We start from the raw sequence: 22,915 nt of genomic DNA on the forward strand, positions 1-22,915 counted from the left end.
GAACTCTCACATCTCCCCTAGGAGGAGATGCAAAGTCTAGTTGTGGGCGAAGGTGGTTTTGGGCCGGGCGAAGGTAATGGAGGCGGCGGCGATGAAGGCGCAGGCGATACCTACGGCCACGGGGACCCAGTAGGCGTCCGAGGGACCCCACAGGTCTACCGCGTGACCGGCGGCGGCGTTGCCCGGGGCTACGCCGAGGAGGATGCCGGTGACGGTCCAGGTGATGGCCTCGGTGAGGCGCTCGGGCGGGACCCACTCCTCGACGCAGGCGGTGACCGCGACCATGGTCGGGGCGATCGTCATACCGCAGCAGAACAGGACGACGCCGAGCAGCCAGACGCTGTCGACCCAGGGGAGGGGCGCCAGGGTGATGGCGAGCAGGATCGTGCCGATCAGCAGTCGGCGCTCCACTGGGGCTCGCCAGTGCACCGAGCCGTACCAGAGCCCGGCCAGCAGGCTGCCGAACGCCCAGATGGCCAGTACGACGCCAGCCATACTGGCCTGGCCCTTTCCGGTGGCGAAGGCGACCGTGATCACCTCGGCACCACCGAGGGTTGCACCGAGGCCCAGACCGATCAGGCTGAGCAGTGCGATCGACACCCACGGCATCGGCGCCTGCTCCTTGCCGTTCGCCTTGCCCCGGCCAGGCGGGTCCGAGCCGCGCAGGAACGCGAGCCACAGACCCCCGAGCAGGCCGAGTACGCCGGCCGTGGCGAGGCCGGCGTACGGGCTGATCTCGGTCGCCAGGAAGGTGACCACGACCGGACCGATGATGAAGACGACCTCGTCGCCGACTGCTTCCAGGGCGAATGCCGTCTGCAGTGCGCGGCCGCGGCCGAGCAGGTGGGTCCAGCGCGCGCGGACGAACGAGCCGACCTGCGGACGGGTGCCTCCGGCAACGAAGGCGAGTGCGTAGAGCACCCAGGTGGGCGAGTGGGCGCGGACCGCGACCAGCAGCCCGGCGAGCCCGACCGTGCACAGCACTGAGCCGACGATCAGCAGCATCCGCTGGCCGAAGCGGTCGACCAGCCGGCCCTGGATCGGACCGGTCACCGCACCCGCGACGACGGCCACACCGGAGACTGCACCGGCTAGACCGTACGAACCGCTCTCCCGGGCGATCAGGATGACGACACCGAGGCCGGTCATCGAGATCGGCATCCGCCCGAGCACACCGGCACTGAAGAACGCGCCGGCGCCGGGACGGCGCATCAGGTGCAAGTAAGGCTTCAGCATGGCAGTTGCACCTTAACCGCTCGAGCACTAAGTCCTGACATCGACCTACCGCCCCGAGCACCGCCGTTTCCCCCGGGCTGAGAGACTGGATCTATGCCCGTCGGTACCACAGATGCTGCCCCGTATGACGCCGTCCTCCTGCTGTCCTTCGGAGGACCCGAGAAGCCCGAAGACGTGCTGCCGTTCCTGCAGAACGTGACCCGGGGCCGGGGCATCCCGGACGAGCGGTTGAAGGAAGTCGGCGAGCACTACTACTCGTTCGGCGGCAAGAGCCCGATCAACGACCAGAACCGCGCGCTGCTGGCCGCACTGCGGGAGGAGATCGAGCTCCCGGTCTACTGGGGTAACCGGAACTGGGCGCCGTACCTGACCGACACGCTGCGCGAGATGGCCGCCGACGGCATCCGCCGGGCCGTGGTGATCGTGACGGCCGCCTACCCGTCGTACTCGGGCTGCCGCCAGTACCGGGAGAACCTGGAGGACGCGGCCCGCGACGTACCGAACGCGCCGCGTCTCGACAAGCTGCGCCACTACGCGAACCACCCGGGTTTCGTCGGCTCGTTCGTCGAGGCGACCGCCGACGCGCTGAGCACGCTGCCCGAGGGCAGTGCGATCGCGTACGTCACCCACTCGATCCCGACCGCGATGAACGACACCAGCGGTCCGGACGGCAACGGGTACGTCGACTGGCACCTGGACGTGGCTGCGGAAATCGATGCGGAGCTGGAGCGCCGTACCGGACAGACCCGGCGTACCGACCTCGTCTACTGCTCGCGGTCCGGCCCGCCGCAGGTCCCGTGGCTCGAGCCGGACGTGAACGACCACCTGGAGGCCCTGGCGGCTGACGGGGTGCCCGGGGTGGCCGTCGTACCGATCGGGTTCGTCAGCGACCACATGGAGGTCATTTACGACCTCGACACCGAGGCGGCCGCGACTGCTGAGAAGCTCCGGCTGCCGATGGCCCGGGCCGCGACGCCCGGGACAGACGAGCGGTTCGTCACCATGCTGCGCGACCTGGTTCTGGAGCGGGCAGCCGCCGAGCGCGGCGAGCAGCCGGAGCGGCCGTGCGTCGGCAAGCTCGGCGCCGCCTGGGACGACTGCCGGCACGACTGCTGCCCGCCACTACGCCGTCCGGCCCGACCATCTGCTGTGAAGGAATCTGCATGAACCCCCAGGACCTCTTGAAGCTCGCCGTGACAGTCGCCGAGGAAGCGGCGGCCCTGATCGTCGAGCGGCGCCGGGGGACCATCACGGTCGCCGACACCAAGAGCACGATCACCGACGTGGTCACCGCGGTCGACCGGGAGTCCGAGGAGCTGATCCGGGCCCGGGTGCTGCAGGCCCGGCCGGACGACTCGTTCCTCGGTGAGGAGGGTGACGACGTGGTCGGCACCAGCGGGGTGCGCTGGGTGGTCGACCCGATCGACGGCACGGTCAACTACCTGTACGACCACCCGACGTACGCCGTCTCGATCGCAGTCGAGGTCGACGGTACGACGGTCGCCGGGGTGGTCGTGGACGCGCCGAAGGGCGAGGTGTTCACAGCGACTCTCGGCGGCGGTGCGTTCCTCGACGGCAAGCCGATCAAGTCGTCGGACTGCTCCGAGCTCGCGAAGGCGCTGGTCGGGACCGGCTTCGGATACGACCCGGTACGGCGGCAGGTTCAGGCCGAGGTGATCTCGCATCTGATCGCCAAGGTCCGCGACATCCGCCGGATCGGGGTCGGCGCGATCGACCTCTGCTATGTCGCCTGCGGCCGGCTGGACGCGGTCTACGAGCGCGGCCTGAACCCGTGGGACTACGGCGCCGGCGCCCTGATCGCCTCCGAGGCGGGTGCGCGGGTCGGCGGGCTGCACGGGGAGCCGGTCTCACCGGAGATGTCGATCGCGGCCGCTCCGGAGCTGTTCGGACCCTTCCATGACCTGCTGGCCGGGGCGGACCCACTGCGCGCCTGATTGCAGTTGAGTGTTCGTTTCTGCTCGAACTGAGCAGTAATGAGCATTCAATTGTTCGGTCCTGACAATTGTTGCGACACGCGGGTCACAAGTTGGACCCCGGCGCGCGCGAAGGGCCTCCGATAGGGCACAATCCCGTCCTCGGGAGCGGAAGTTGCCGCTCCCGGCCTGGCTGTCAAGGGTTTCGGGGGACGAAACGTTCGGCGCTGTACCTCAGCGCGGAATTTCTCGGCCACTCCACCCGTTCAAGGGCTCAGCAAGGCAACACCACGGGTACGAAGAGGGCAGGGAACACCATGGCGACTGATTACGACGCCCCGCGCAAGACGGACGAAGACGCTTCCGAAGAGTCGATCGAGGAACTGAAGACTCGCCGTCACGACAAGAACTCCGGCAAGGTCGACGAGGACGAGGCGGAGGCGGCCGAGAGCTTCGAGCTGCCCGGTGCCGACCTGAGTCACGAAGAGCTGGCAGTGCGGGTGCTGCCACGCCAGGCCGACGAGTTCACGTGTTCGAGCTGCTTCCTGGTTCACCACCGCAGCCAGCTCGCAGAGACGAAGAACGGGCAGCTGATCTGCCGCGACTGCGCAGCCTGACCTGCAGCCCTCTTCTTCGTTCTGACGTCAACGGGACCGTCCCCATCGCGGGGAACGGTCCCGTCGTCGTGTCCGAATCAGTCCTTGTCGATGCTCTTCACGAGCCCGATCCGGGTCGTGGAGTCCTGCTCCCACCCGGGCGGGGCGTGCCCGGTCGACTTCAAGTAGTACGACGCGGCCTGGCGCTCGGCGAACACCGTCGCCACGGCAGCGGCCGCCGCGCTGGCAGCGGCCCAGGCCGCCACCTCGACGTACCCGCCCTGGCCCTTCTTCGGCGGCTTACCGCCCGAGCCGAGTTTCCAGGCCGTACTGACCGCCTTGCTGGCGGCGATACCGACTGCGACCGAGAACGCGGTCTGCACCAGCTTCCAGCCGATCTTGGCTCCGACCACGACATGCCCTCCTTGCGAGTTACCTGACAGTCAGGATCTTGTCACGCTGTTCCCGCTCAGGGCTGCTGCCAATCGCTCCGGGTGGCGCGTGGCGACCACCCAGTACGGCGCTGGGTCGCCCGGATCGGTGATCGCGACCCGCACGGCGCCCCGGGCGTAGCTGCGCAGCAGCAGGTAGGACTGGGGGGCGCAGTCGCGGCCGAAGGCGTTCCGGGCGGCCTCACCGGTCAGAGCTTCGGCTGCGCCGAGATGCGTACGTTCGATGACCGCGCGGCCGGCGCGGAGGCGCTCGTCATCCACCTCGACGCGGGCGCCGCCGTACCGGATCAGTAAGGCCAGCAGCACCAGTAGTGCGACGGCACCGACGATCACACCGGCAAGCAGTCCGGCCGGGACGGCAGTGATGACGAACAGCGTCGCAACTGCGGTGGCGGAGATGATCCACCAGGACACCGGGACGCTCAGTCTTTCGCGGTAAACACCCACAGGGCCAGCCTGGCATGTGGTGTGTCGGACCGCGTCGGTAGGGTCGCTTCTCGTGACCGAGGTTCTCATCCAGCGACTCGACCCTGACCTGCCGATCCCGGCGTACGCGCATCCCGGCGACGCCGGCGCGGACCTGGTGGCGGTCTCCGACATCACCCTCAAACCCGGCGAGCGCGGCCTGGTCGGGACCGGCATCGCGATCGCCCTGCAGGACGGGTACGTCGCCTTCGTGCACCCACGGTCCGGTCTGGCGGCCAAACATGGGGTGTCGATCGTGAACGCACCGGGCACCGTGGACGCGGGCTACCGGGGTGAGATCAAGGTCTGCCTGATCAATCTCGACCCGCACGCCGAGGTGACGCTGAAGCGCGGCGACCGGATCGCGCAGCTGATCATCCAGCAGGTCGAGAAGGCCAAGTTCGTCGAGGTGACCACGCTGCCGGGCTCGGACCGCGGCGAAGGTGGGTACGGCTCGACCGGCGGTTTTGGGAATGTGACACGCTGAGGCTGGTGCGCCGGGTGACACCAGTGATGCGCCAGACTACGGCCTGCCCAAATAATCAACACAGTGAATCGATTTAGGAAGTAGGGAACGGCTGTGATCTTCCGCCGTAAGGGCAAGAACGAAGACCTAGAGGCCGAAGGTCGCGAGGTCGAAGAAGCAGGCACGGGTACGGCGGATCCGCGTGCCGAGGGTCCGTTCGACTCCACCGAGGTGGACGCGGAACTGCTCGAGGCCGACGACCGGATCGACCTTGGCGCCCTGGTGATCAGCGGCCTGCCGGGCATGGAACTGCGGTTGCAGGTCGACGAGCAGTCCGGTGAGGTGCAGGCCATCCTGCTGGTGGTCGAGGAGTCGGCGCTGGAGCTGCGCGCCTTCGCCGCGCCGAAGCGCAGTGGCATCTGGTCCGAGGTGCGTCAGGAGATCGCCGGCGAGGCGACCCGGATGGGCGGTACCGCGACCGAGAGCGAGAGCTCGTTCGGCACCGACCTGGTGCTCGTCGTACCGGTCGAGGACCCGGACGGCAAGATCTACAGTCAGACCTCCCGTGTCGTCGGTATCGACGGCCCGCGCTGGCTGCTGCGCGCCACCATCCTCGGCCGCGCCGCGGTCGAGCCGGAGGCCGCTGCACCGCTCGAGCAGACGCTGCGCGAGGTGATCGTCGTCCGCGGTGACGAGCCGATGGCCGTGCGTGAGTCCCTGCCGCTGCGGCTGCCCGAAGGTGCCCAGCCGGTGGAAGGCACGGAGCAGGCGTAACCCGGACTACAATCACGACTATGGGTAGCGACAAACCCGCCGGCCTGTTCCGGCGGGCCTTCCGCGGGCTGGCCGGCGACCGGGACCAGCAGGACGCCGAGGTCCTTCAGGACTACGCGCTCGACTGTGGCGCGCGGTCGATCACCGGCTGCCGCGACCGCGAGGTCGTCACGCTGTACGGCACGTTGCGGACCATCACGTTCAGCCCGCGCGGCGGCGTACCGGCCTTGGAGGGTGAGTTGTACGACGGCACCGGCACCGTGAAGCTGGTCTGGCTGGGCCGGCGCAAGATCGCCGGCATCCACCCGGGCTCCGAGCTGACCGCCTCCGGCCGGATCGGCGTCGTCGACGGCGACCGGGTGATGTTCAACCCGCGCTACGAGCTGCGCCCGACGGCCGCCCATGGCTGAGTCGTCGGCCGTCACCGAGGCGGCCCCACCGAAGAGCACCACCAAGCAGGTCCTCGGCTGGGTCGGCATGCTCGTCGACATCGGCCTGCCCTGGATCGCCTTCACCGTCGTCTACGCCTTCAGCGACCACGACCTGAAGCTCGCCCTGATCGTCGCCATCTCGGCCGCCGCCGTGGTCGGCGTCATCCGCCTGATCCAGCGCAAACCGATCGCCAACGTCATCGGCGGTTTCATCGGCGTCGGCATCTCCGCCTTCACCGCCTCCCGCACCGGCCAGGCCGAAGACGTCTTCCTCCCCGGCATCATCCTGAACGCGAGCTTCTTCACGCTCTACGCGGTCACCCTGATCACCCGGTACCCGCTGTTCGGCCTCCTGTACGGCGCGATCACCCAAACCTGGCTCGCCTGGCGCCAAGACGCAGAGCTCAACCGAGCCCTTACCCGCGTCACCATGGTCTTCGCAGCCCAGGTAGGCATCCGCCTGGCCGTCATGCTGCCCCTCTACCTGACCAACAGCGTCAGCGCCCTAGGCGTAGCCAAGATCGCCCTAGGCCTCCCCTTCTACGCCCTCACCCTCTGGGCGGCCTACGCAGTCCTCCGCGGCTCCATGTCCGAAGACAAGTGGGACGAAGTCAAAGAAAACTTCACCCACCTCCTCAAAGGCACCCAGCCCACCCCACCGGCCCCGGCCGAAGAGAAGAAGACCGAAGAGCCCGCTCGCGAGAACTAGGCAGCCGGTCAGCTCAGCAGTCCCACGTGCATCCCGGGGGTGTGCACCCGGTGTGGGGGGCTTGAACAAGTTGTGCCTTGTTCACCGCCCCCATTTCCTGTCCACACCCACAACAACTGCGCGTCTAGCTCGGGGCACCCAGTCGACCTCTGGACGCTTTTGGGGCTCTTGCTGCTAGTCGCGGCCGGGGCGGTGGTGGTGGGGGGAGAGCATGTCTTCTAGTTGTTCTTCGGTTTCGTCGGCGGCGACGAAGAGGAGTTCGTCGTTCAGTTCGAGGGTGCCGTCGGGGTCTGGGCGGAGGACTCGGCCTTCGCGGAGGATTACTACCAAGGCGGTGTCGAGGGGCCAGTCGATGTCGCCTACTCGGCGGCCGATCATGGGGGAGTCCTCGGGGAGGGTGAGCTCGACGAGGTTGGCGTCGCCTTGGCGGAAGGTGAAGAGGCGGACGAGGTCGCCGACCGAGACTGCTTCTTCTACCAGGGCGGACATGATGCGGGGGGTGGAGACGGAGACGTCTACGCCCCAGGCCTCGTTGAACATCCACTCGTTGCGGGGATGGTTGACCCGGGCAACGGTGCGGGGGACGCCGAACTCGGTTTTGGCGAGCAGGGAGACGACGAGGTTGACCTTGTCGTCGCCGGTGCTGGCGATGGCTACCTGGCAGCGTTGCAGGGCTGCTTCCTCGAGGGAGGAGAGTTCGCAGGCGTCGGCGAGCAGCCACTCGGCGCGCGGGACCGACTCGGCCTTGATGGCTCGGGGGTCCTTGTCGATCAGGAGGACCTCGTGGCCGTTGTCCAGCAGTTCGCTGGCGATCGACCGGCCGACCTGGCCGGCCCCGGCGATGGCTACCCGCATCACAGCTCCTCAGGCTTGGTGCCGAGCTGGGACTCGATCGCGGCGGCGTCCCGCTCCAGCATCACGACGTGGACCAGGTCGCCCTCTTGGATGACCGTGTCGGCCTTGGGCAGGATGCCCTCGCCGAGCCGGGTCAGGAACGCGACGCGTGCGCCGGTGGCCTTCTCGATGTCGAAGGCGAGCCGGCCGACCCAGGCCGAGTGCACGTGCACCTCGGCCAGCCGGACGGTGCCGGACGGGTCGCGCCACTCCGGCTCCGAGCCCTCGGGCAGCAGCCGGCGCATCATCTGGTCGACGGTCCAGCGGACCGTGCCGACGGTGGGGATGCCGAGCCGCTGGTAGACCTCGGCGCGGCCCGGGTCGTAGATCCGGGCCACCACGTTGCCGATCCCGAAGTTCTCCCGGGCGACGCGCGCGGCCAGGATGTTCGAGTTGTCGCCGTTCGAGACCGCGGCGAACGCCTCGGCCTCCTCGATCCCGGCGTCGATGAGCACCTCACGGTCGAAGCCCATCCCGGTGACCGTACGGCCGGTGAAGTTCGGGCTCAGCCGGCGGAAGGAGTCGGCGGACTGGTCGATGATCGCGACCGTGTGGCCACGCTTCTCGAGGTTTCTCGCCAGCGTCGACCCGACGCGGCCGCACCCCATGATGACGACGTGCACTCGCTGATCACTCCTTGCCCCTACCAGGGCACAATGGTCGGTTCGCAGGGATAGACGCTACAGGAGACTCGGGTGCCCTCTAACATCTCCCTGTGACTCCCGCTCTCGGCGATATCGGTAAACGGCTGCTGCTCGGTCGCAAACTGCGTAGCACCCAGCTGGGTGAGACGCTTTTGCCCAAGCGGCTCGCCCTGCCGGTGTTCGCCAGTGACGCACTGTCCTCGGTCGCTTACGCACCTGACGAAATCTTCCTGACCTTGTCCTTGGCCGGTCTGGCCGCCTACAGCTTCTCCTGGAAGATCGGCCTGCTGGTCGCGTTCGTGATGCTGGTCGTGGTCGCGTCGTACCGGCAGAACGTGCACGCCTATCCGTCGGGCGGTGGGGACTACGAGGTTGCCACGGTCAACATCGGTCCGACGGCCGGTCTGACCGTGGCCAGTGCGCTGATGGTCGACTACGTGCTGACCGTGGCCGTGTCGATCTCGTCTGGGGTCCAGAACGCGAAGTCCGCACTCCCGTTCCTGGCCGGCCACGAGGTGCCGATCGGGGTCGGGTTGGTGCTGCTGCTGACCGCGATGAACCTGCGCGGCGTCCGCGAATCCGGGGCCTTCTTCGCGATCCCGACGTACGTCTTCATGCTCGCAGTCATCGGTATGGCGCTGTGGGGTGTGATCCGGTATGCCTTCGGCGAACTGCCGATGGCCGAGAGCGCGCAGTTCGAGGTCCGGCCCGAACCGGGACACGAGATCTTCAATGGGCTCGCGGCGGTGTTCCTGCTCGCCAGGGCGTTCTCGTCGGGCTGTGCCGCGTTGACCGGTGTCGAGGCGATCAGCAACGGCGTACCGGCGTTCCGTAAGCCGAAGAGCAAGAACGCGGCGACCACGCTGCTGCTGCTCGGCACGATCGCGGTCACGATGCTGATGAGCATCCTGTTCCTCGCCGACAAGATCCGGCTGCGGTTCGCCGAGGACCCCGCGACCCAGCTGACCCAGAACGGCGAACCGGTTGGCGCCGGATATGCCCAGAAGACCGTGATCGCCCAGATCGCCGACTCGGTCTTCTCGAACTTCCCGCCCGGCTTCTACCTGGTGATCGGCGCGACCATGCTGATCCTGGTGCTGGCCGCGAACACGGCGTTCAACGGCTTCCCGGTCCTCGGCTCGATCCTGGCCCGCGACGGTTACCTGCCGCGCCAGCTGCACACCCGCGGCGACCGGCTTGCCTACAGCAACGGCATCATCCTGCTGGCGCTCTGCGCGATCGGGCTGATCATCGCCTTCGACGCCGAGGTCACCAAGCTGATCCAGCTGTACATCGTCGGGGTGTTCGTCAGCTTCACGCTCAGCCAGTTCGGCATGATCCGGCACTGGACGCGGCACCTGAAGAGCGAGGCCGACGGCGGCAAGCGCCGGCAGATGATGCGGTCCCGGGTGATCAACACGGTCGGCCTGACGATGACCGCCACCGTGCTGGTGATCGTGCTGATCACCAAGTTCACCCACGGCGCCTACATCGCGATCATCGCGATGGCTGTCCTGTTCCTCCTGATGAAGGGCATCCGGCGGCACTACGACACGGTCGGTAAGCAGACGGCCGTGGACGGTGACGAGACGCTGATGCTCCCGTCCCGCGTGCACGCCATCGTGCTGGTCTCCAAACTGCACAAGCCGACACTGCGCGCCCTGGCCTTCGCCAAGGCGGCCCGGCCGTACACGGTCGAGGCAGTCACGGTCGACGTCGACCGGGCCGAGTCCGACGTACTGCAGTCGGAGTGGGATCGGATGGGGATCCCGATCCCGCTGAAGCGACTGGCATCGCCGTACCGGGAGATCACCCGCCCGATCCTGCAGTATGTGCGGGACATCCGCAGGCAGTCGCCGCGGGACGTGGTGATGGTCTACATCCCCGAATACGTGGTCGGCCACTGGTGGGAACACGTGCTGCACAACCAGAGCGCACTGCGGCTCAAGGGGCGGCTCTTGTTTACACCTGGTGTCATGGTTACGTCCGTTCCTTACCAGCTGATCTCGTCGCAGGCTGCGGAGGAGCGGCAGGACCGGGAGGAACGAGTGGCCGGACAGGTACGTCGAGGGCCCCGCAAGTCGTCAGGAGATCGGTGACAGCCGAGGACACAGCCGACAGCATCGTCGGGACGGTAGTTGAGGTCGAGGTAGGACCAGTGGCGCACGGCGGCCACTGTGTGGCCCGGTACGAAGGGCAGGTCGTCTTCGTCCGCCACGCGCTGCCGGGTGAGCTGGTGCATGCCCGCATCACTGAGCAGACCGCGAAGTACCTGCGGGCGGACGCCGTACAGGTGCTGACGCCGTCACCGCAGCGGATCGAGCCGCCGTGCCCGCACGCCGGTCCGGGGCTGTGCGGTGGCTGCGACTTCCAGCACGCCAACATCGTCGAGCAGCGCCGTCTGAAGGCCACCGTGGTCTCGGACACGCTCCGACGGATCGGTGGGATCGAGCGCACCGTGGTGATGGAGTCACCAGGGGACGAGGGCCTCGGCTGGCGGACACGACAGCGGTACGCCGTAGTGGACGGCCGACCGGGGATGCGGGCACACCGCTCCCACGAGCTGATCCCGATCGACAGGTGTCTGATCGCTCACCCGGGGACTCCGGACGTGCTGGGGCAGCGGTGGCCGGGTGTGACGTCCGTCCAGGCGGTTGTGTCGTCTGAGGGGAAGACCGCCGTACTGACTGACTCCACACCTGCTGGGCGGGTTGTAGAGGTCGTGCGGAACCGGCGGTTCCGAGTGGAGGCCGGTGGCTTCTGGCAGGTGCACCCGGCTGCTCCGGAGATGCTGGTGGACGCTGTGATGAGCGGACTGGAGCCTGCGGCCGGGGAGACGGCTCTGGACCTGTACTCCGGCGTGGGGCTGTTTGCGGCCTTCCTGGCGGAGGCTGGGTGCTCGGTGCTGGCGGTGGAGGGTGACAAGGACGCGGTGAAGAACGCGCGGCGCAATCTGCACGACCTGCCGAGCGTGACGCTTGAGGCCGGCGACGTGGACCGGGTGCTGAACGCCGCGGCCGGGCAGGGGCTCGAGCACGTCGACCTGGTGGTGCTGGATCCGCCACGCACGGGTGCCGGGAAGGACGTCGTACGGCGTATTGCGGCGCTCTCGCCGCGGCGGATCGCGTACGTGGCGTGCGACCCGGCGGCGTTGGCGCGGGATCTGAAGACGTTCGGGCGGCTCGGGTACGGGATCGCGTCGTTGCGGGCGTTCGACCTGTTCGGGATGACACACCACATCGAGTGCGTGGCCGTGTTGCAGCCTGTGGACAGCTGAGTGGTGGGTACACCGGCCACGGGGTAGCGTGCTGGCTCTGGATTCCAATGCGCTGGAGACCTGAATGCCGCTCGTTGACCTCGACGACCCGGAGGAGTTGCGCGCTCGCTGGAGCGCGCTGGCCGCCGTGTCCCACGCCACCGGTTTCGACCGGCGGTGGTACGCCGATGTGGGCGGGTACTACCACCAGGACGAGACCGGCTCCATCCTGCGGCTTCAGCGGCTCGGTGACGGTCGGGCGGTGCTGTTCGGGTATCAGACTCAGCACAGCCAGACGGCTGGGTCGGATCTGCTGGCCGGCTCGCCGGAGTGGATCGGGCAGCCGGAGGTGCGGCAGAGGCTGGCTGCGGGGGAGTTGGGGTTCGTTTACGGCGCCTTCAACGGGACTTGGGCGCGCGCGGCGTACGAGGGGGACCCGTGGGAGCCGGTACCGGACGGGTTCCTCGAGATCGGCGGCTGGATCACCTCGGAGGAGGACTCCGCCCGCGAGATGATCGAGTGGGTCGCGGAGTGGGCCGATTACCTCGGTGGTCTCGACTCGCTGCTTCCGGCGGGGATCGCGTTGATCCGGACCGGTGGGGCGATCACGCCTGAGGCGCTGGGTGCGTTCTTCGCGGCGTTCACCATCGACCCGCGGTCGCCGGTGCAGCCGAACATCCCGGTCGGGGTGGCTGCGGCGCGGGAGTTCACGGCGAATCTTGCAGTCGCGGAAAAGTTTCCGTCCGAGCCTGACGCACCGGTGGGTTCGGTCGTTGAGCCTGTCGTGACTGGAGCACGCGACGACGGCCGGGCCGGGTACGACGAAGAATCGTTCGTCGTGCCGCCGGGAATCAGCCCGTTCACCGGGCAGCCGATCGCCACCGATACCGGCGGGATCCCGCTCGAGTCCGGTCAACCCGCGGCGTACCAGCAGGTCCCCTTCGGGCGTGACGAGAAGTCCGATGAGTACGGGGTGGTCGGCAAGAAGCAGGGTTGGCTCCGCCGCCGCAAACAAGACGAGCCCGCTCCGCCGGCCGCCGCCGCACCTGCTGCTCCCGCCCCTGGCTCCTACGTCCCGACAGACGTCCCCGACAACGGCCTCCCCTACAACCGCCTGCCTTCGTCGGAGCCCCCACGCGTAGGCGACGGCCGCCACGAAGGCGACGACTTCTACGCCAGCCTCTTCGCCGACACCCCAGCAACCCCCACCACCCCCGACCCAGACTGGGAAACCGCCGAACAACCAGCCTGGTCCGACGCCGACGCCACCAGCGAATACACCCCCTTCCAAGACGCCCCGTCGCCCGACGACGCAACCGCCGAGTGCGCGCCGTTACCCCCCGCCTCGGAGGAGCCGGCGGTCCACTCGCCGTTCGCTCCCACGTCGGACCCGGGCGCGACGGCGGCGCATTCGCCGTTCGCACCTGTGTCCGATTCGGACGTGACGGCAGATCACTCGCCGGTCGCTCGTGCATCGGATCGGGGCGCGACGGCACCCCACCCGCCTGCTGCTCCTGCAGCGGACCCGCAGGCGACGGCGGCCTACTCGCCGTTCGCTCCTGCGTCGGATCTGGACGTGACCGCGGATCATTCGCCGGTCGCTCGTGTCTCGGATCCGGGCGGGGTTGCGGCCCGCTCGCAGTCCGCGCCCGCGGCGGATCCGCAGGCGACGGCGGCCTACTCGCCGTTTGCTCCGGTGTCGGATTCGGATGTGACGGCGGATCATTCGCCGGTCGGGCGTGCGTCGGATCGGGGCGTGGCTGCTGGTCACCAGCCTGCTGCTCCTGCAGCGGATGCGCAGGTTGCGGCGGGTCCCGGACAGGCGAACGGGGGCTGGGACGGCCCGGCCTGGGTCAACGGCCAGTGGGTCGAGGCACCGCCGTCCTCCAACGCGTCTGCGCCGAGCACCACCGACGCTCCGGCGGCCCCTAGCACCGCACAACCGACCGCTTCCGACGGCTCGAGCCCCGAGGTCGGCACCCCGGCTGCTGCTTTCGCCGATGACGACGATGCACCCACCGCGGAGATCGCCGCCGTACCGGCTGACGACGAGGCCTCGTTCACCGGACCGTCGCCGTTCGCACCAGCGGCTGCTGATCCCGTCGGCTCGCCGGACCGCGCTGAACCGACGGACAACCCATTCGCGCCGCACCAAGGCGAATCCACCCGGCAGGCGCCGAACCCCGCCGTACCCGCCCCCAACGCGGGTGCGGTCGACGCGTCCCCATTCGCACCGCGTTCAGCCGAGCCAGGTGGTACGCCGGCCGACCAGTTCCCACCGAATCCCGCTCGCGCGGGGGAGCCGGTGGGCGAGGTGGATGCGGGGAGTCCGTTCGGGCGGCAGTCTGCGGGAGTTGGTGAGTCGTCGGGTAGTCCGTTTGCGCCGGGAGCGGCTGCCGAACCCGACGCCGTACTGGATGACGAGACGGCTGAGATCCCGGTGATCGTCGAAGCCTCGACCGATCAATACCCTGAAGCTCAGGTCGAGCCTCACCCACAGCCGTGGCCGCAGCCCACCCCGGGCCCCTGGCCGCAGCCCACGGATCCGCAGCCTGCTCCAACCCCTCATCCGTCGCCGGATCCCCGCCCCACTCCAGGCCCTGACCCGTACCCCGCACCCGGCCCGGACCCCCGTCCGACACCCGAACCGCAGCCGGACCCCTACCCACATCCGACCCCGGATCCGACGCCCACTCCGGATCCGACACCGCGGCCCGGCCCAGATCCGACGCCGTACCCGGACCCTGAGCCGTCGCCCTTCCCAGTCCCGGATCCGACCCCGTACCCCGCTCCAGATCCGACCCCGTATCCCGCGCCGGATCCGTCTCCCTACCCCGGCCCGGACCCGACGCCGTACCCCGGCCCGGACCCAACTCCCTACCCAGGCCCCGATCCGACGCCGTACCCGACGCCTGAGCCGATGCCGCGGCCTGAGCCGGAGCCGGTTCCGCAGCCGGTGCCGCCGGGGGAGCCGGAGCCTGTGCCCGATCCGGTGCCGGCACCTGAGCCTGGGCCGGAGCCGGTTCCTGAGCCGCGGGAGCCGTCGCCTTGGCCGGATGGGCAGCCGGGGCAGGTCGCGTCCGTGGTTGGTGACGACGAGCCCACCGGCGAGATCCCCGTGGTCGACGCCGCTGCGGCCATGCAGGAACCGGCCGAGGACGAATGGGAGCGCGCCGGTGCGTCCGATGCGCTGACTCGCGTGCCGGAGGCACACGCGCAGTACGACGAGCCGGAGGTGCACGCTCAGAACGGGCACGCGCCGTACGGCGAGCCAGTCGCCGAGGCGTGGTCGGAGGACGCGCACGTCCAGGGCGGCGAGCCGGTTGCCGAGGCGTGGTCCGACAACGGACGCCCGCAGGATGGCGGGGTGGTTGCCGAGGCCTGGCCGGAGGACGGGCGCGCGCAGGCCCGCGAAGCGGCGGGCGGGGCGTGGCCGCAGAACGGGCACGTGCCGGATGGCGAGGCGTGGTCCGACAGCGGGCGCGCGCAGGATGGCGAGGCGGTTGGTGACGGGTGGCCGGCGAATGAGTATGCGCCGGGCGGCGGGTCGGATGAGGAGTGGGCGGAGGATGAGCCGACCGGGGTGATTCCGGCGGTGTTCGATGATGAGCCGCAGACGGCGTACGCCGAGGCGGGCGACGACGGGGGCGGGCCGCAGACGGCGTACGGCGAGGCGCGTCGCGAGGGCGGACCGCAGGCGGGGTACGCCGACGCGGGCACCGGCGTGGAGGCGCCAGAGGAGGTGTATGCCGAGGCTGGCCGTGGGGAGGCGGGCTTCGGGACGTCGGCGGGGCTGGGCGCGCTGGCTAGTGCTGGTGGGATGTCTATTCCGGGGCTGGGGCTTGTTGGGGCTGATGGGCCTGGGGTCGAGCTTGTGCCGGGGTCGCTTGAGGAAGCCATGCGGGCTGAGCGGGAGCGGAGCCGGCCGCGGCCTAAGGGATCGCCGGCGTTTGATGCTCTGCATGCGTGGTGTCGAGCGAGGACTGCGATCGTGCCTTCTGGGTTCACGATTCAGGTGCAGGTGCTTGATCCGGGGGCGCCTTCGTACCGGTTTGATCTGGAGCCGCCTGAGGTGGACGACCCTGAGTTCGCGGCCGACAAGTTAAGCGAGCTGCTTGGGGATCTGTGGGTGACCGAGGCGCAGGGGGAGCACGGTGGGTGGCTGTTCGCCCGCCTCGACGCCGCTGGTCGCACACTAAGGATCGACCGGTGGTACGACCAGGTGCCTGAGTGGTGGGACACGCCGGTCGAGTCGCGGCTGGACGTCGGCAACCTCGCTCGTCGCCTGACAGCGCGGGCTCCGCAGTGGCAGCCGTCGTACGTGGAGAAGCTGTACACCAGCGCGAGATAGCGTTGTCCGCATGCTTCTCAGGATCTTCACCGAACCCCAGCAAGGCGCCTCGTACGACGATCTCCTCGCCGTCGCCCAGAAGACCGAGGAGAACGGCTTCGACGCGTTCTTCCGCTCCGACCACTACCTCGCGATGGGCGACGGTAACGGCCTGCCGGGGCCGACCGACGCCTGGATCACGCTGGCCGGCCTGGCCCGCGAGACGAAGCGCATCAAGCTCGGCACGCTCGTCAGTTCGGCCACTTTCCGCAACCCGGGTGTCCTCGCGATCACCGTCGCGCAGGTCGACCAGATGAGTGGCGGTCGCGCGGAGCTCGGGCTTGGCGCGGGATGGTTCGAGGCGGAGCACGCGGCGTACGGGCTGGACTTTCCGGATACGCCGGGCCGGTTCGACCTGCTGACCGAGCAGCTCGCGTTGATCACCGGGCTCTGGGACACGCCGGTGGGGGAGAAGTACAACTTCGAGGGCGAGCACTACCAGCTCACCGACTCCCCGGCGCTGCCGAAGCCGATCCAGCAGCCGCACCCGCCGATCATCGTCGGCGGTGCCGGCAAGAAGCGCACGCCGGCCCTCGCCGCGCAGTACGCCGCCGAGTTCAACGCCGGCTTCCGTTCGGTCGAGCAGACGGCGGTCATGTTCGAGCGCGTCCAAGCAGCCTGTACGGCGGCCGGTCGCGACCCGAAGACGCTGAGTCTGTCGACCGCGCACACGGTCGTTGTCGGGAAGGACGACGCCGAGGTGAAGCAGCGGGCAGATGCGATCGGCCGGGACGCGGATGACCTGCGGGCCAACGCCATCGCCGGTACGCCGGCCGAGGTCGTCGACCGCCTGGGTCAGTTCGCGGCAGCAGGTTCGCAGCGCCAATACGTGCAGATCATGGATCTGCAGGACCTCGACCACCTGGACCTGATCGCGGCCGAGGTGCTGCCCCAGGTTTCCTAACGGAAGTGACTCGATGTCGTGTATCTTGATGTCGAGAGACTTCCCCGCCACGAGGTTAGGTTTACCTGACCTCGTGGCCGGGCCGGGGGCCCGGGAGGATGGGCCCCAGCGGAACTGGACCGGATAGAGGAGCAGGTTGATGGCGAGCGTCGACAGCTTCGGTGCCCAGGGGGCACTCGAGGTCAACGGACAGTCGTACGAGATCTTCAGGTTGGCGGGTATCGAGGGGGCGGAGACGCTGCCCTACTCCCTCAAGGTGCTGCTGGAGAACCTGCTGCGCACCGAGGACGGCGCGAACATCACCGCCGACCACATCCGCAAACTCGGCAATTGGGACCAGAACGCGGCTCCGGACACGGAGATCCAGTTCACCCCGGCCCGGGTGATCATGCAGGACTTCACCGGGGTGCCGTGTGTGGTCGACCTGGCCACGATGCGTGAAGCGGTGGCCGAGCTGGGCGGTGACCCGACCAAGATCAACCCGCTGGCGCCGGCCGAGCTGGTCATCGACCACTCGGTCATCATCGATGTGTTCGGTACGCCGGATGCTTTCGAACGCAATGTGGAGTTCGAGTACGGGCGGAACCGTGAGCGGTACCAGTTCCTGCGCTGGGGCCAGACCGCGTTCGACGAGTTCAAGGTCGTCCCGCCGGGCACCGGCATCGTGCACCAGGTGAACATCGAGCACCTGGCCCGGACCGTGATGGTCCGCAACGGCCAGGCGTACCCGGACACCTGCGTCGGTACCGACAGCCACACCACGATGGTGAACGGCCTGGGCGTGCTGGGCTGGGGTGTCGGCGGTATCGAGGCCGAGGCCGCGATGCTCGGCCAGCCTGTCAGCATGCTGATCCCGCGGGTCGTCGGCTTCAAGCTCACCGGTGCGGTGCCGACCGGCGTGACCGCGACCGACGTCGTACTGACGATCACCCAGATGCTGCGCGCCCACGGCGTGGTCGGCAAGTTCGTCGAGTTCTACGGTGATGGCGTCGCGGCGGTGCCGCTGGCCAACCGCGCCACGATCGGCAACATGAGCCCGGAGTTCGGTTCGACCGCGGCGATGTTCCCGATCGACGACGTCACGCTGGACTACCTGCGGCTGACCGGTCGCGCCGACCAGGATGTCGCACTGGTCGAGGCGTACGCCAAGGAGCAGGGTCTGTGGCACAACCCGGCCGTCGAGCCGCGGTTCTCGGAATACCTCGAGCTGGACCTGTCGACCGTCGTACCGTCGATCGCCGGACCGAAGCGTCCGCAGGACCGGATCGAGCTGAGCAAGGCCAAGGAGTCGTTCCGCGGCGTGCTGCCGGACTACGCCGCCGAGGAGAAGGACGTCGACCCGTCCGAGACCGGCAGCTTCCCGGCCAGCGACGCGCCGAACGGGCACGGCAATGTCGACGACAGCCCGCATGAGGTTGCCGCCAGCAAGGATCGGGCGACCAAGAAGACCAAGATCACGCTGGACGGCCAGGAGGTCGAGCTCGACCACGGCCACGTCGTGATCGCGAGCATCACCTCCTGCACCAACACCTCGAACCCGTCGGTGATGCTGGCCGCCGCGCTGCTCGCCAAGAACGCGGTCGACAAGGGTCTCGCGTCGAAGCCGTGGGTGAAGACCTCGCTGGCCCCCGGGTCGAAGGTCGTCACCGACTACTACGAGAAGGCGGGCGTCACGCCGTACCTGGAGAAGCTCGGCTTCCACCTGGTCGGTTACGGCTGCACGACCTGTATCGGGAACTCCGGCCCGCTCCCGGAGGCCGTATCGGCCGGCGTCCAGGCGGCCGATCTGGCGGTGGTGTCGGTGCTGTCCGGCAACCGCAACTTCGAGGGCCGGATCAACCCGGACGTGAAGATGAACTACCTGGCGAGCCCGCCGCTGGTGATCGCGTACGCGCTGGCCGGCACCATGGACTTCGACTTCGAGACCGATGCCCTGGGCAAGGACACCGCCGGGAACGACGTGTTCCTGAAGGACATCTGGCCGTCGGCGGCCGACGTCGAGAGCGTGATCTCGACCTCGATCACCAAGGAGATGTTCACCAAGGACTACGCCGACGTCTTCGCCGGTGACGAGCGCTGGCAGTCGCTGCCGACGCCGGAGGGCAAGACCTTCGCGTGGGATCCCGAGTCGACGTACGTGCGGAAGCCTCCGTACTTCGAGGGGATGGCGCACGAGCCGTCGCCGGTGACCGACATCGCCGGGGCACGGGTGCTCGCCAAGCTGGGCGACTCGGTCACCACCGACCACATCTCCCCGGCCGGTGCGATCAAGGCCGACAGCCCGGCCGGCAAGTACCTGGCCGAGCACAACATCGACCGCAAGGACTTCAACTCCTACGGTTCGCGGCGCGGTAACCACGAGGTGATGATCCGCGGCACCTTCGCGAACATCCGCCTGCGCAACCAGATCGCGCCCGGCACCGAGGGCGGCTTCACCCGCGACTTCACCAAGGCCGACGCGCCGGTGACGAGCATCTACGAAGCCTCCGAGGCCTACGCCGAGGCCGGTACGCCGCTGGTCATCCTGGCCGGCAAGGAGTATGGCTCGGGCTCGTCGCGCGACTGGGCAGCCAAGGGTACGGCGCTGCTCGGCGCGCGGGCCGTGATCACGGAGTCGTTCGAGCGCATCCACCGGTCGAACCTGATCGGTATGGGCGTGCTGCCGCTGCAGTACCCCGAGGGTGAGAACGCGGAGTCGCTCGGTCTGACCGGCGAGGAGACGTTCGACATCAGCGGCGTCACCGCGCTGAACGACGGCTCGATCCCGCGCACCGTGCACGTCACCGCGACCTCGCCGGCCGGTGAGGTCAAAGAGTTCGACGCGGTCGTCCGCATCGACACCCCCGGTGAGGCGGACTACTACCGCAACGGCGGCATCCTGCAGTACGTCCTGCGGTCCCTGATCGCCAACTGATCAAGAGAAAGGGCCGACCGGACTGCAATCCGGTCGGCCCTTTCGTCGTTCTCAGCGGCAGCCGAGGGCTTCCTGGTAGCCGTCGGCGGGTTTGCCGGACTTGGCCTCGGGCTTGACCTTGCCGGCGATCTCGTCGGCGAGCAGCCAGATCATCTCCGGGGTGTCACCTTCGGCGTTCATGTCGTGCAGGATCTTCCAGGACTTGCTGCCCTGCATGGCCTTGACGGCCTCGGCCGCCTTCGCCTTGTCGCCGGACTTCGTGGCGGCGGACCACTGGTCGAGCCAGGCGCAGGACGCGGCGCTGGTGACCCGGGCGCCGAGGTGGTACCGCGCGATCACCGTCTCCTGGTAGAGCGGTGCGGCGTTGAAGCCCTTCGGCACGGTGACCTCCTTGAGCATCTGGTCGACGGCCGCACGCACCTTCTCCGGCTTCACGACCTCCTCCGGCATCGCCGCCAGCCAGGTGTCGACGTCGACCTTCTTCAGCTTGCCGAGGATCGCCCGGTACGCCTCCTCGGACCCGAGGTCGGCGCGGGTCTCCACGAAGCTCGGGCCCTTCGACGGCAGCATGAACGCGAAGTCGAAGCCGTCGTTCGCGTAGCGGAACAGTGTCCCCTTCTGGCCGAGCACCTCGACCTCGGAGTGCCCGGCCGTGCCCTGGAACCGGTCGTCGTAGTACGACTTGTAGTCCTTGGCCGGGTACCAGGTGATCTCGAAGGTCTTGTCACCGTTGGCGAGCGTCATGGCGCCCGACTCCTTGGTGAACTCGTCGACCCGGGAGATCTTCCACGCCGGGTCGTCGATCAGGATCCGCTCGTTGGCCTCGGCGACCGCGCGCACCTCCGCGCCGTACGCGCTCTGTGGGGCGACGAACGGTGCGACCGGACTGTCCTTGGGCAGCACGGCGCCGACGACGGCGATGGCTGCTGCGACGGCGACCGCGGCGGCGGCACCGAGGGCGATCCGGCGGCGCCGGCTCGGCCGCAACCGGGTGGCAGGTTCGGTGGTGGTCAAGATCTCCTCCAGCAGTTCGGACTCGGCGCTGTCGGTCGGCAGATGCCGGACGCTGTCGTCGCCGAACGGGTTGGCCCGTGCGATCAGCCGGTCGAGTTCGCGGTCGTTCATCGCTCCTCCTGAGCTGGTCGCAGTGCTCTGTCATCCCGTACATGTCCGTGACCGGTGAACGCGTCTCCCAGCCGTTCCCGCAACCGCGCACGCGCCCGATGCAACCGCGTTCGCACCACCCGAGCCGGTACGTCGAGCACCACCGCTGCTTCCTGCGGATCGAGGTTCTCCCACGCGGTGAGCATCAGCAGCTCACGATCGTTGTCGCTCAACCCGGCCATGGCAGCCACCAGTACGGCGTTCGCCTCGACCTCGTCAGCGTGATCCGGTACGACGTCCTGCAGCTCCACGCGGAGTCGCTCACCGAGGCGGTCCCGCCGCTGCACCCCGCGCCGGTGGTTCGCGAGCACCCGGCGCGCGACGCCGTACAGCCAGAGCCTCGCTGTACCGTCGGTGGGCACCTGGTCGAACCGGCGCCAAGCGACCAGCATGGTGTCGGCCACGACGTCCGCGGCGTCGTCGGGGGAGCTGCATCGGCGCAGGGCATAGCCGAGTAGCTCCCGGAAGTTCGCTTCGAAGAGCTCCCGGAACGCGCCCTCAGCCGTCATACCTCTTCCATGTCCGGCAGTATGCGCGGCGTCTCAGGTCATTTCCGGACAGTTGAAATGGCGTCGCGCCTGCCGGGCGGCGGGTGGCATCATGCCCGGATGCCGATCGATGCCGAGCAGGTCGCCCACGCATTCGACCTCGGGCCCGTGCTGGAGGACCGCCCGCTGGCCAACGGGGACCGCCCCGCCGTCACTCGCATCGTGTCGACGACGAACGGACGCTGGGTGGTCAAGCACGACCGCCTCGGCTCGGCCGACCGCCCTGACCTCGCCGAGTGGCAGCGCACGAAGGCCTGGACCGTGCATCGACTCGAGAGCGCCGCCGCCGCGGCCGGCATCCCGATGCCGAGGCCCGTCCAACCGCCTGAACCGAGCGTGGGCTTCTGGTACGCGCCGCCGGACGCCGACGGCGACCTGGCCCGGGTGACCACGTGGGTGGAAGGCAGCGACCTGCGCGACGCCCGCGTTCCCGACGAGGAACTGGCCGGCTGGCTGGGCGGTGTGCTGGCCCGGATCGCCCGGCTGGACGTGGCAGTCGATCCGGAGGCCGACGCGTCGCCCGTCCACCCGCTGGAGGAGTGGAGGGACTGGGTCGGCGAGGCCGAGAGCGCTGCAGACCGGGCCGTAGCGGGGCAGGGCACGGTCGACCCGGCGCTGGGTCGGGCGGCCCGCGCTGTGCTTGGGGTAGTTGAGGACTCGGCCGATCTGCTGGCCGACGCGCTGCGGAACCGCCTGCCGCTGACGATGACCCACGGCGACGCCGCCCGATCCAACATCCTCGCCACCCCGACCGGACTGGTGCTGATCGACTGGGAGTCGGCGACCGCCGAGGTCCCGTGGTGGGACGCGGTGAGCAACGCCGTCCGGCTCGCCGCTCGCGACGAGCGGAGCATCGCAGGCGGCGACCCGCGGATCGTCCGCTCGTTGATCGGGTCCTACCGAGACCACGGCGGCCCGGCCGGGCCCGCTGATGCGACGGCCTTTGCCGGGTTGCTCGCCGGGCACCTGAGCTTCACCGCCTGGTGCCTGTGGGTGGCGCTCGGGCACCGCGACGAGAGCGCGGAGCGAGTCGCGTACTGCACCCGTTCGCTCCACGACGCCGCCGAGCACCTGCCACGGATCCTGCGGGAACTGGACGACTGGGCCCGGCTGCTGGCCTGACAAGTTTTGTCGGTGG

At 68.9% G+C, this 22,915-nt stretch carries 20 protein-coding genes; 13 read left to right on the plus strand and 7 right to left on the minus strand.

Annotated elements, in window-relative coordinates; all coding sequences use genetic code 11:
* Positions 1–36: 36 nt before the first annotated feature.
* Complete coding sequence (locus ACFTSF_RS30325) at positions 37–1,236, minus strand: MFS transporter (RefSeq protein ID WP_380157644.1); 1,200 nt, start codon at positions 1,234–1,236, stop codon at positions 37–39.
* Positions 1,237–1,329: 93 nt separating this feature from the next.
* Between ACFTSF_RS30325 and ACFTSF_RS30330 the strand changes: the two genes are divergently transcribed.
* From ACFTSF_RS30330 to ACFTSF_RS30340, 3 genes are all read left to right on the plus strand, one after another.
* The gene (locus tag ACFTSF_RS30330) at positions 1,330–2,403 is read left to right on the plus strand and encodes a ferrochelatase (RefSeq protein WP_380157645.1); all 1,074 of its coding nucleotides are present in this window, start codon (positions 1,330–1,332) and stop codon (positions 2,401–2,403) included.
* Positions 2,400–3,191 carry an inositol monophosphatase family protein gene (locus ACFTSF_RS30335; protein ID WP_380157647.1) on the plus strand — a complete coding sequence of 264 codons (792 nt, stop codon included), beginning with the start codon at positions 2,400–2,402 and terminating at the stop codon, positions 3,189–3,191. Before ACFTSF_RS30330 ends, ACFTSF_RS30335 begins: the two co-directional genes overlap by 4 nt.
* A 296-nt stretch (positions 3,192–3,487) precedes the next feature.
* Positions 3,488–3,787 carry a DUF4193 domain-containing protein gene (locus ACFTSF_RS30340; protein WP_130379292.1) on the plus strand — a complete coding sequence of 100 codons (300 nt, stop codon included), beginning with the start codon at positions 3,488–3,490 and terminating at the stop codon, positions 3,785–3,787.
* A 77-nt stretch (positions 3,788–3,864) separates the two neighbouring features.
* On the opposite strand, the gene ACFTSF_RS30345 is transcribed toward ACFTSF_RS30340, so the two are convergent.
* Together ACFTSF_RS30345 and ACFTSF_RS30350 are read right to left on the minus strand one after the other, a co-directional pair.
* Positions 3,865–4,179: a DUF4235 domain-containing protein gene (locus ACFTSF_RS30345; RefSeq protein ID WP_344158498.1), complete on the minus strand. Its 315-nt coding sequence runs from the start codon at positions 4,177–4,179 to the stop codon at positions 3,865–3,867.
* 30 nt (positions 4,180–4,209) lie between these two features.
* A complete protein-coding gene (locus ACFTSF_RS30350) occupies positions 4,210–4,665 on the minus strand; it encodes a DUF3093 domain-containing protein (RefSeq protein WP_380157649.1) in 456 nt (151 codons plus the stop codon).
* Between the two features lie 52 nt (positions 4,666–4,717).
* Between ACFTSF_RS30350 and dut the strand changes: the two genes are divergently transcribed.
* The 4 genes from dut (at position 4,718) to ACFTSF_RS30370 (ending at position 7,063) form a co-directional block, all read left to right on the plus strand.
* The gene (gene dut / locus ACFTSF_RS30355; RefSeq protein ID WP_344158494.1) at positions 4,718–5,170 is read left to right on the plus strand and encodes a dUTP diphosphatase; all 453 of its coding nucleotides are present in this window, start codon (positions 4,718–4,720) and stop codon (positions 5,168–5,170) included.
* A 93-nt stretch (positions 5,171–5,263) separates the two neighbouring features.
* Positions 5,264–5,923 carry a DUF3710 domain-containing protein gene (locus ACFTSF_RS30360; protein ID WP_380157651.1) on the plus strand — a complete coding sequence of 220 codons (660 nt, stop codon included), beginning with the start codon at positions 5,264–5,266 and terminating at the stop codon, positions 5,921–5,923.
* A gap of 20 nt (positions 5,924–5,943) precedes the next feature.
* Positions 5,944–6,333 carry an OB-fold nucleic acid binding domain-containing protein gene (locus tag ACFTSF_RS30365; protein ID WP_344158490.1) on the plus strand — a complete coding sequence of 130 codons (390 nt, stop codon included), beginning with the start codon at positions 5,944–5,946 and terminating at the stop codon, positions 6,331–6,333.
* Positions 6,326–7,063 carry a DUF3159 domain-containing protein gene (locus ACFTSF_RS30370; protein ID WP_380157653.1) on the plus strand — a complete coding sequence of 246 codons (738 nt, stop codon included), beginning with the start codon at positions 6,326–6,328 and terminating at the stop codon, positions 7,061–7,063. Before ACFTSF_RS30365 ends, ACFTSF_RS30370 begins: the two co-directional genes overlap by 8 nt.
* 174 nt (positions 7,064–7,237) lie before the next feature.
* On the opposite strand, the gene ACFTSF_RS30375 is transcribed toward ACFTSF_RS30370, so the two are convergent.
* Positions 7,238–7,918: a TrkA family potassium uptake protein gene (locus ACFTSF_RS30375; protein WP_344158486.1), complete on the minus strand. Its 681-nt coding sequence runs from the start codon at positions 7,916–7,918 to the stop codon at positions 7,238–7,240.
* On the minus strand, positions 7,918–8,580 hold the full coding sequence (locus ACFTSF_RS30380) for a TrkA family potassium uptake protein (RefSeq protein ID WP_344158484.1): 663 nt from the start codon (positions 8,578–8,580) through the stop codon (positions 7,918–7,920). Before ACFTSF_RS30380 ends, ACFTSF_RS30375 begins: the two co-directional genes overlap by 1 nt.
* A 92-nt stretch (positions 8,581–8,672) precedes the next feature.
* Here ACFTSF_RS30380 and ACFTSF_RS30385 point away from each other — a divergent pair, with 92 nt between their 5' ends.
* The 5 genes from ACFTSF_RS30385 (at position 8,673) to acnA (ending at position 20,065) form a co-directional block, all read left to right on the plus strand.
* Complete coding sequence (locus tag ACFTSF_RS30385) at positions 8,673–10,700, plus strand: APC family permease (RefSeq protein WP_380157655.1); 2,028 nt, start codon at positions 8,673–8,675, stop codon at positions 10,698–10,700.
* A complete protein-coding gene (locus ACFTSF_RS30390; protein ID WP_380157657.1) occupies positions 10,697–11,878 on the plus strand; it encodes a class I SAM-dependent RNA methyltransferase in 1,182 nt (393 codons plus the stop codon). Before ACFTSF_RS30385 ends, ACFTSF_RS30390 begins: the two co-directional genes overlap by 4 nt.
* A gap of 64 nt (positions 11,879–11,942) precedes the next feature.
* Complete coding sequence (locus ACFTSF_RS30395; protein ID WP_380157659.1) at positions 11,943–16,208, plus strand: hypothetical protein; 4,266 nt, start codon at positions 11,943–11,945, stop codon at positions 16,206–16,208.
* Between the two features lie 10 nt (positions 16,209–16,218).
* Positions 16,219–17,151 (plus strand): LLM class F420-dependent oxidoreductase, encoded by a 933-nt coding sequence (locus tag ACFTSF_RS30400; RefSeq protein WP_380157660.1) that lies wholly within the window; start codon positions 16,219–16,221, stop codon positions 17,149–17,151.
* Between the two features lie 139 nt (positions 17,152–17,290).
* Positions 17,291–20,065, plus strand: coding sequence for an aconitate hydratase AcnA (gene acnA / locus ACFTSF_RS30405; protein WP_380157662.1), 2,775 nt, complete (start codon positions 17,291–17,293; stop codon positions 20,063–20,065).
* A gap of 51 nt (positions 20,066–20,116) precedes the next feature.
* Here the strand turns inward: acnA and ACFTSF_RS30410 are convergent, their stop codons facing one another.
* Together ACFTSF_RS30410 and ACFTSF_RS30415 are read right to left on the minus strand one after the other, a co-directional pair.
* Positions 20,117–21,190, minus strand: coding sequence for a hypothetical protein (locus tag ACFTSF_RS30410; protein ID WP_380157663.1), 1,074 nt, complete (start codon positions 21,188–21,190; stop codon positions 20,117–20,119).
* A complete protein-coding gene (locus tag ACFTSF_RS30415; RefSeq protein WP_380157665.1) occupies positions 21,187–21,738 on the minus strand; it encodes an RNA polymerase sigma factor in 552 nt (183 codons plus the stop codon). Before ACFTSF_RS30415 ends, ACFTSF_RS30410 begins: the two co-directional genes overlap by 4 nt.
* A 99-nt stretch (positions 21,739–21,837) precedes the next feature.
* Here ACFTSF_RS30415 and ACFTSF_RS30420 point away from each other — a divergent pair, with 99 nt between their 5' ends.
* Positions 21,838–22,899 carry a hypothetical protein gene (locus ACFTSF_RS30420; RefSeq protein ID WP_380157667.1) on the plus strand — a complete coding sequence of 354 codons (1,062 nt, stop codon included), beginning with the start codon at positions 21,838–21,840 and terminating at the stop codon, positions 22,897–22,899.
* Positions 22,900–22,915: the final 16 nt, after the last annotated feature.

This window comes from Kribbella sp. NPDC056951 (genome assembly GCF_042674205.1).
GTDB classification, from domain to species: domain Bacteria; phylum Actinomycetota; class Actinomycetes; order Propionibacteriales; family Kribbellaceae; genus Kribbella; species Kribbella yunnanensis.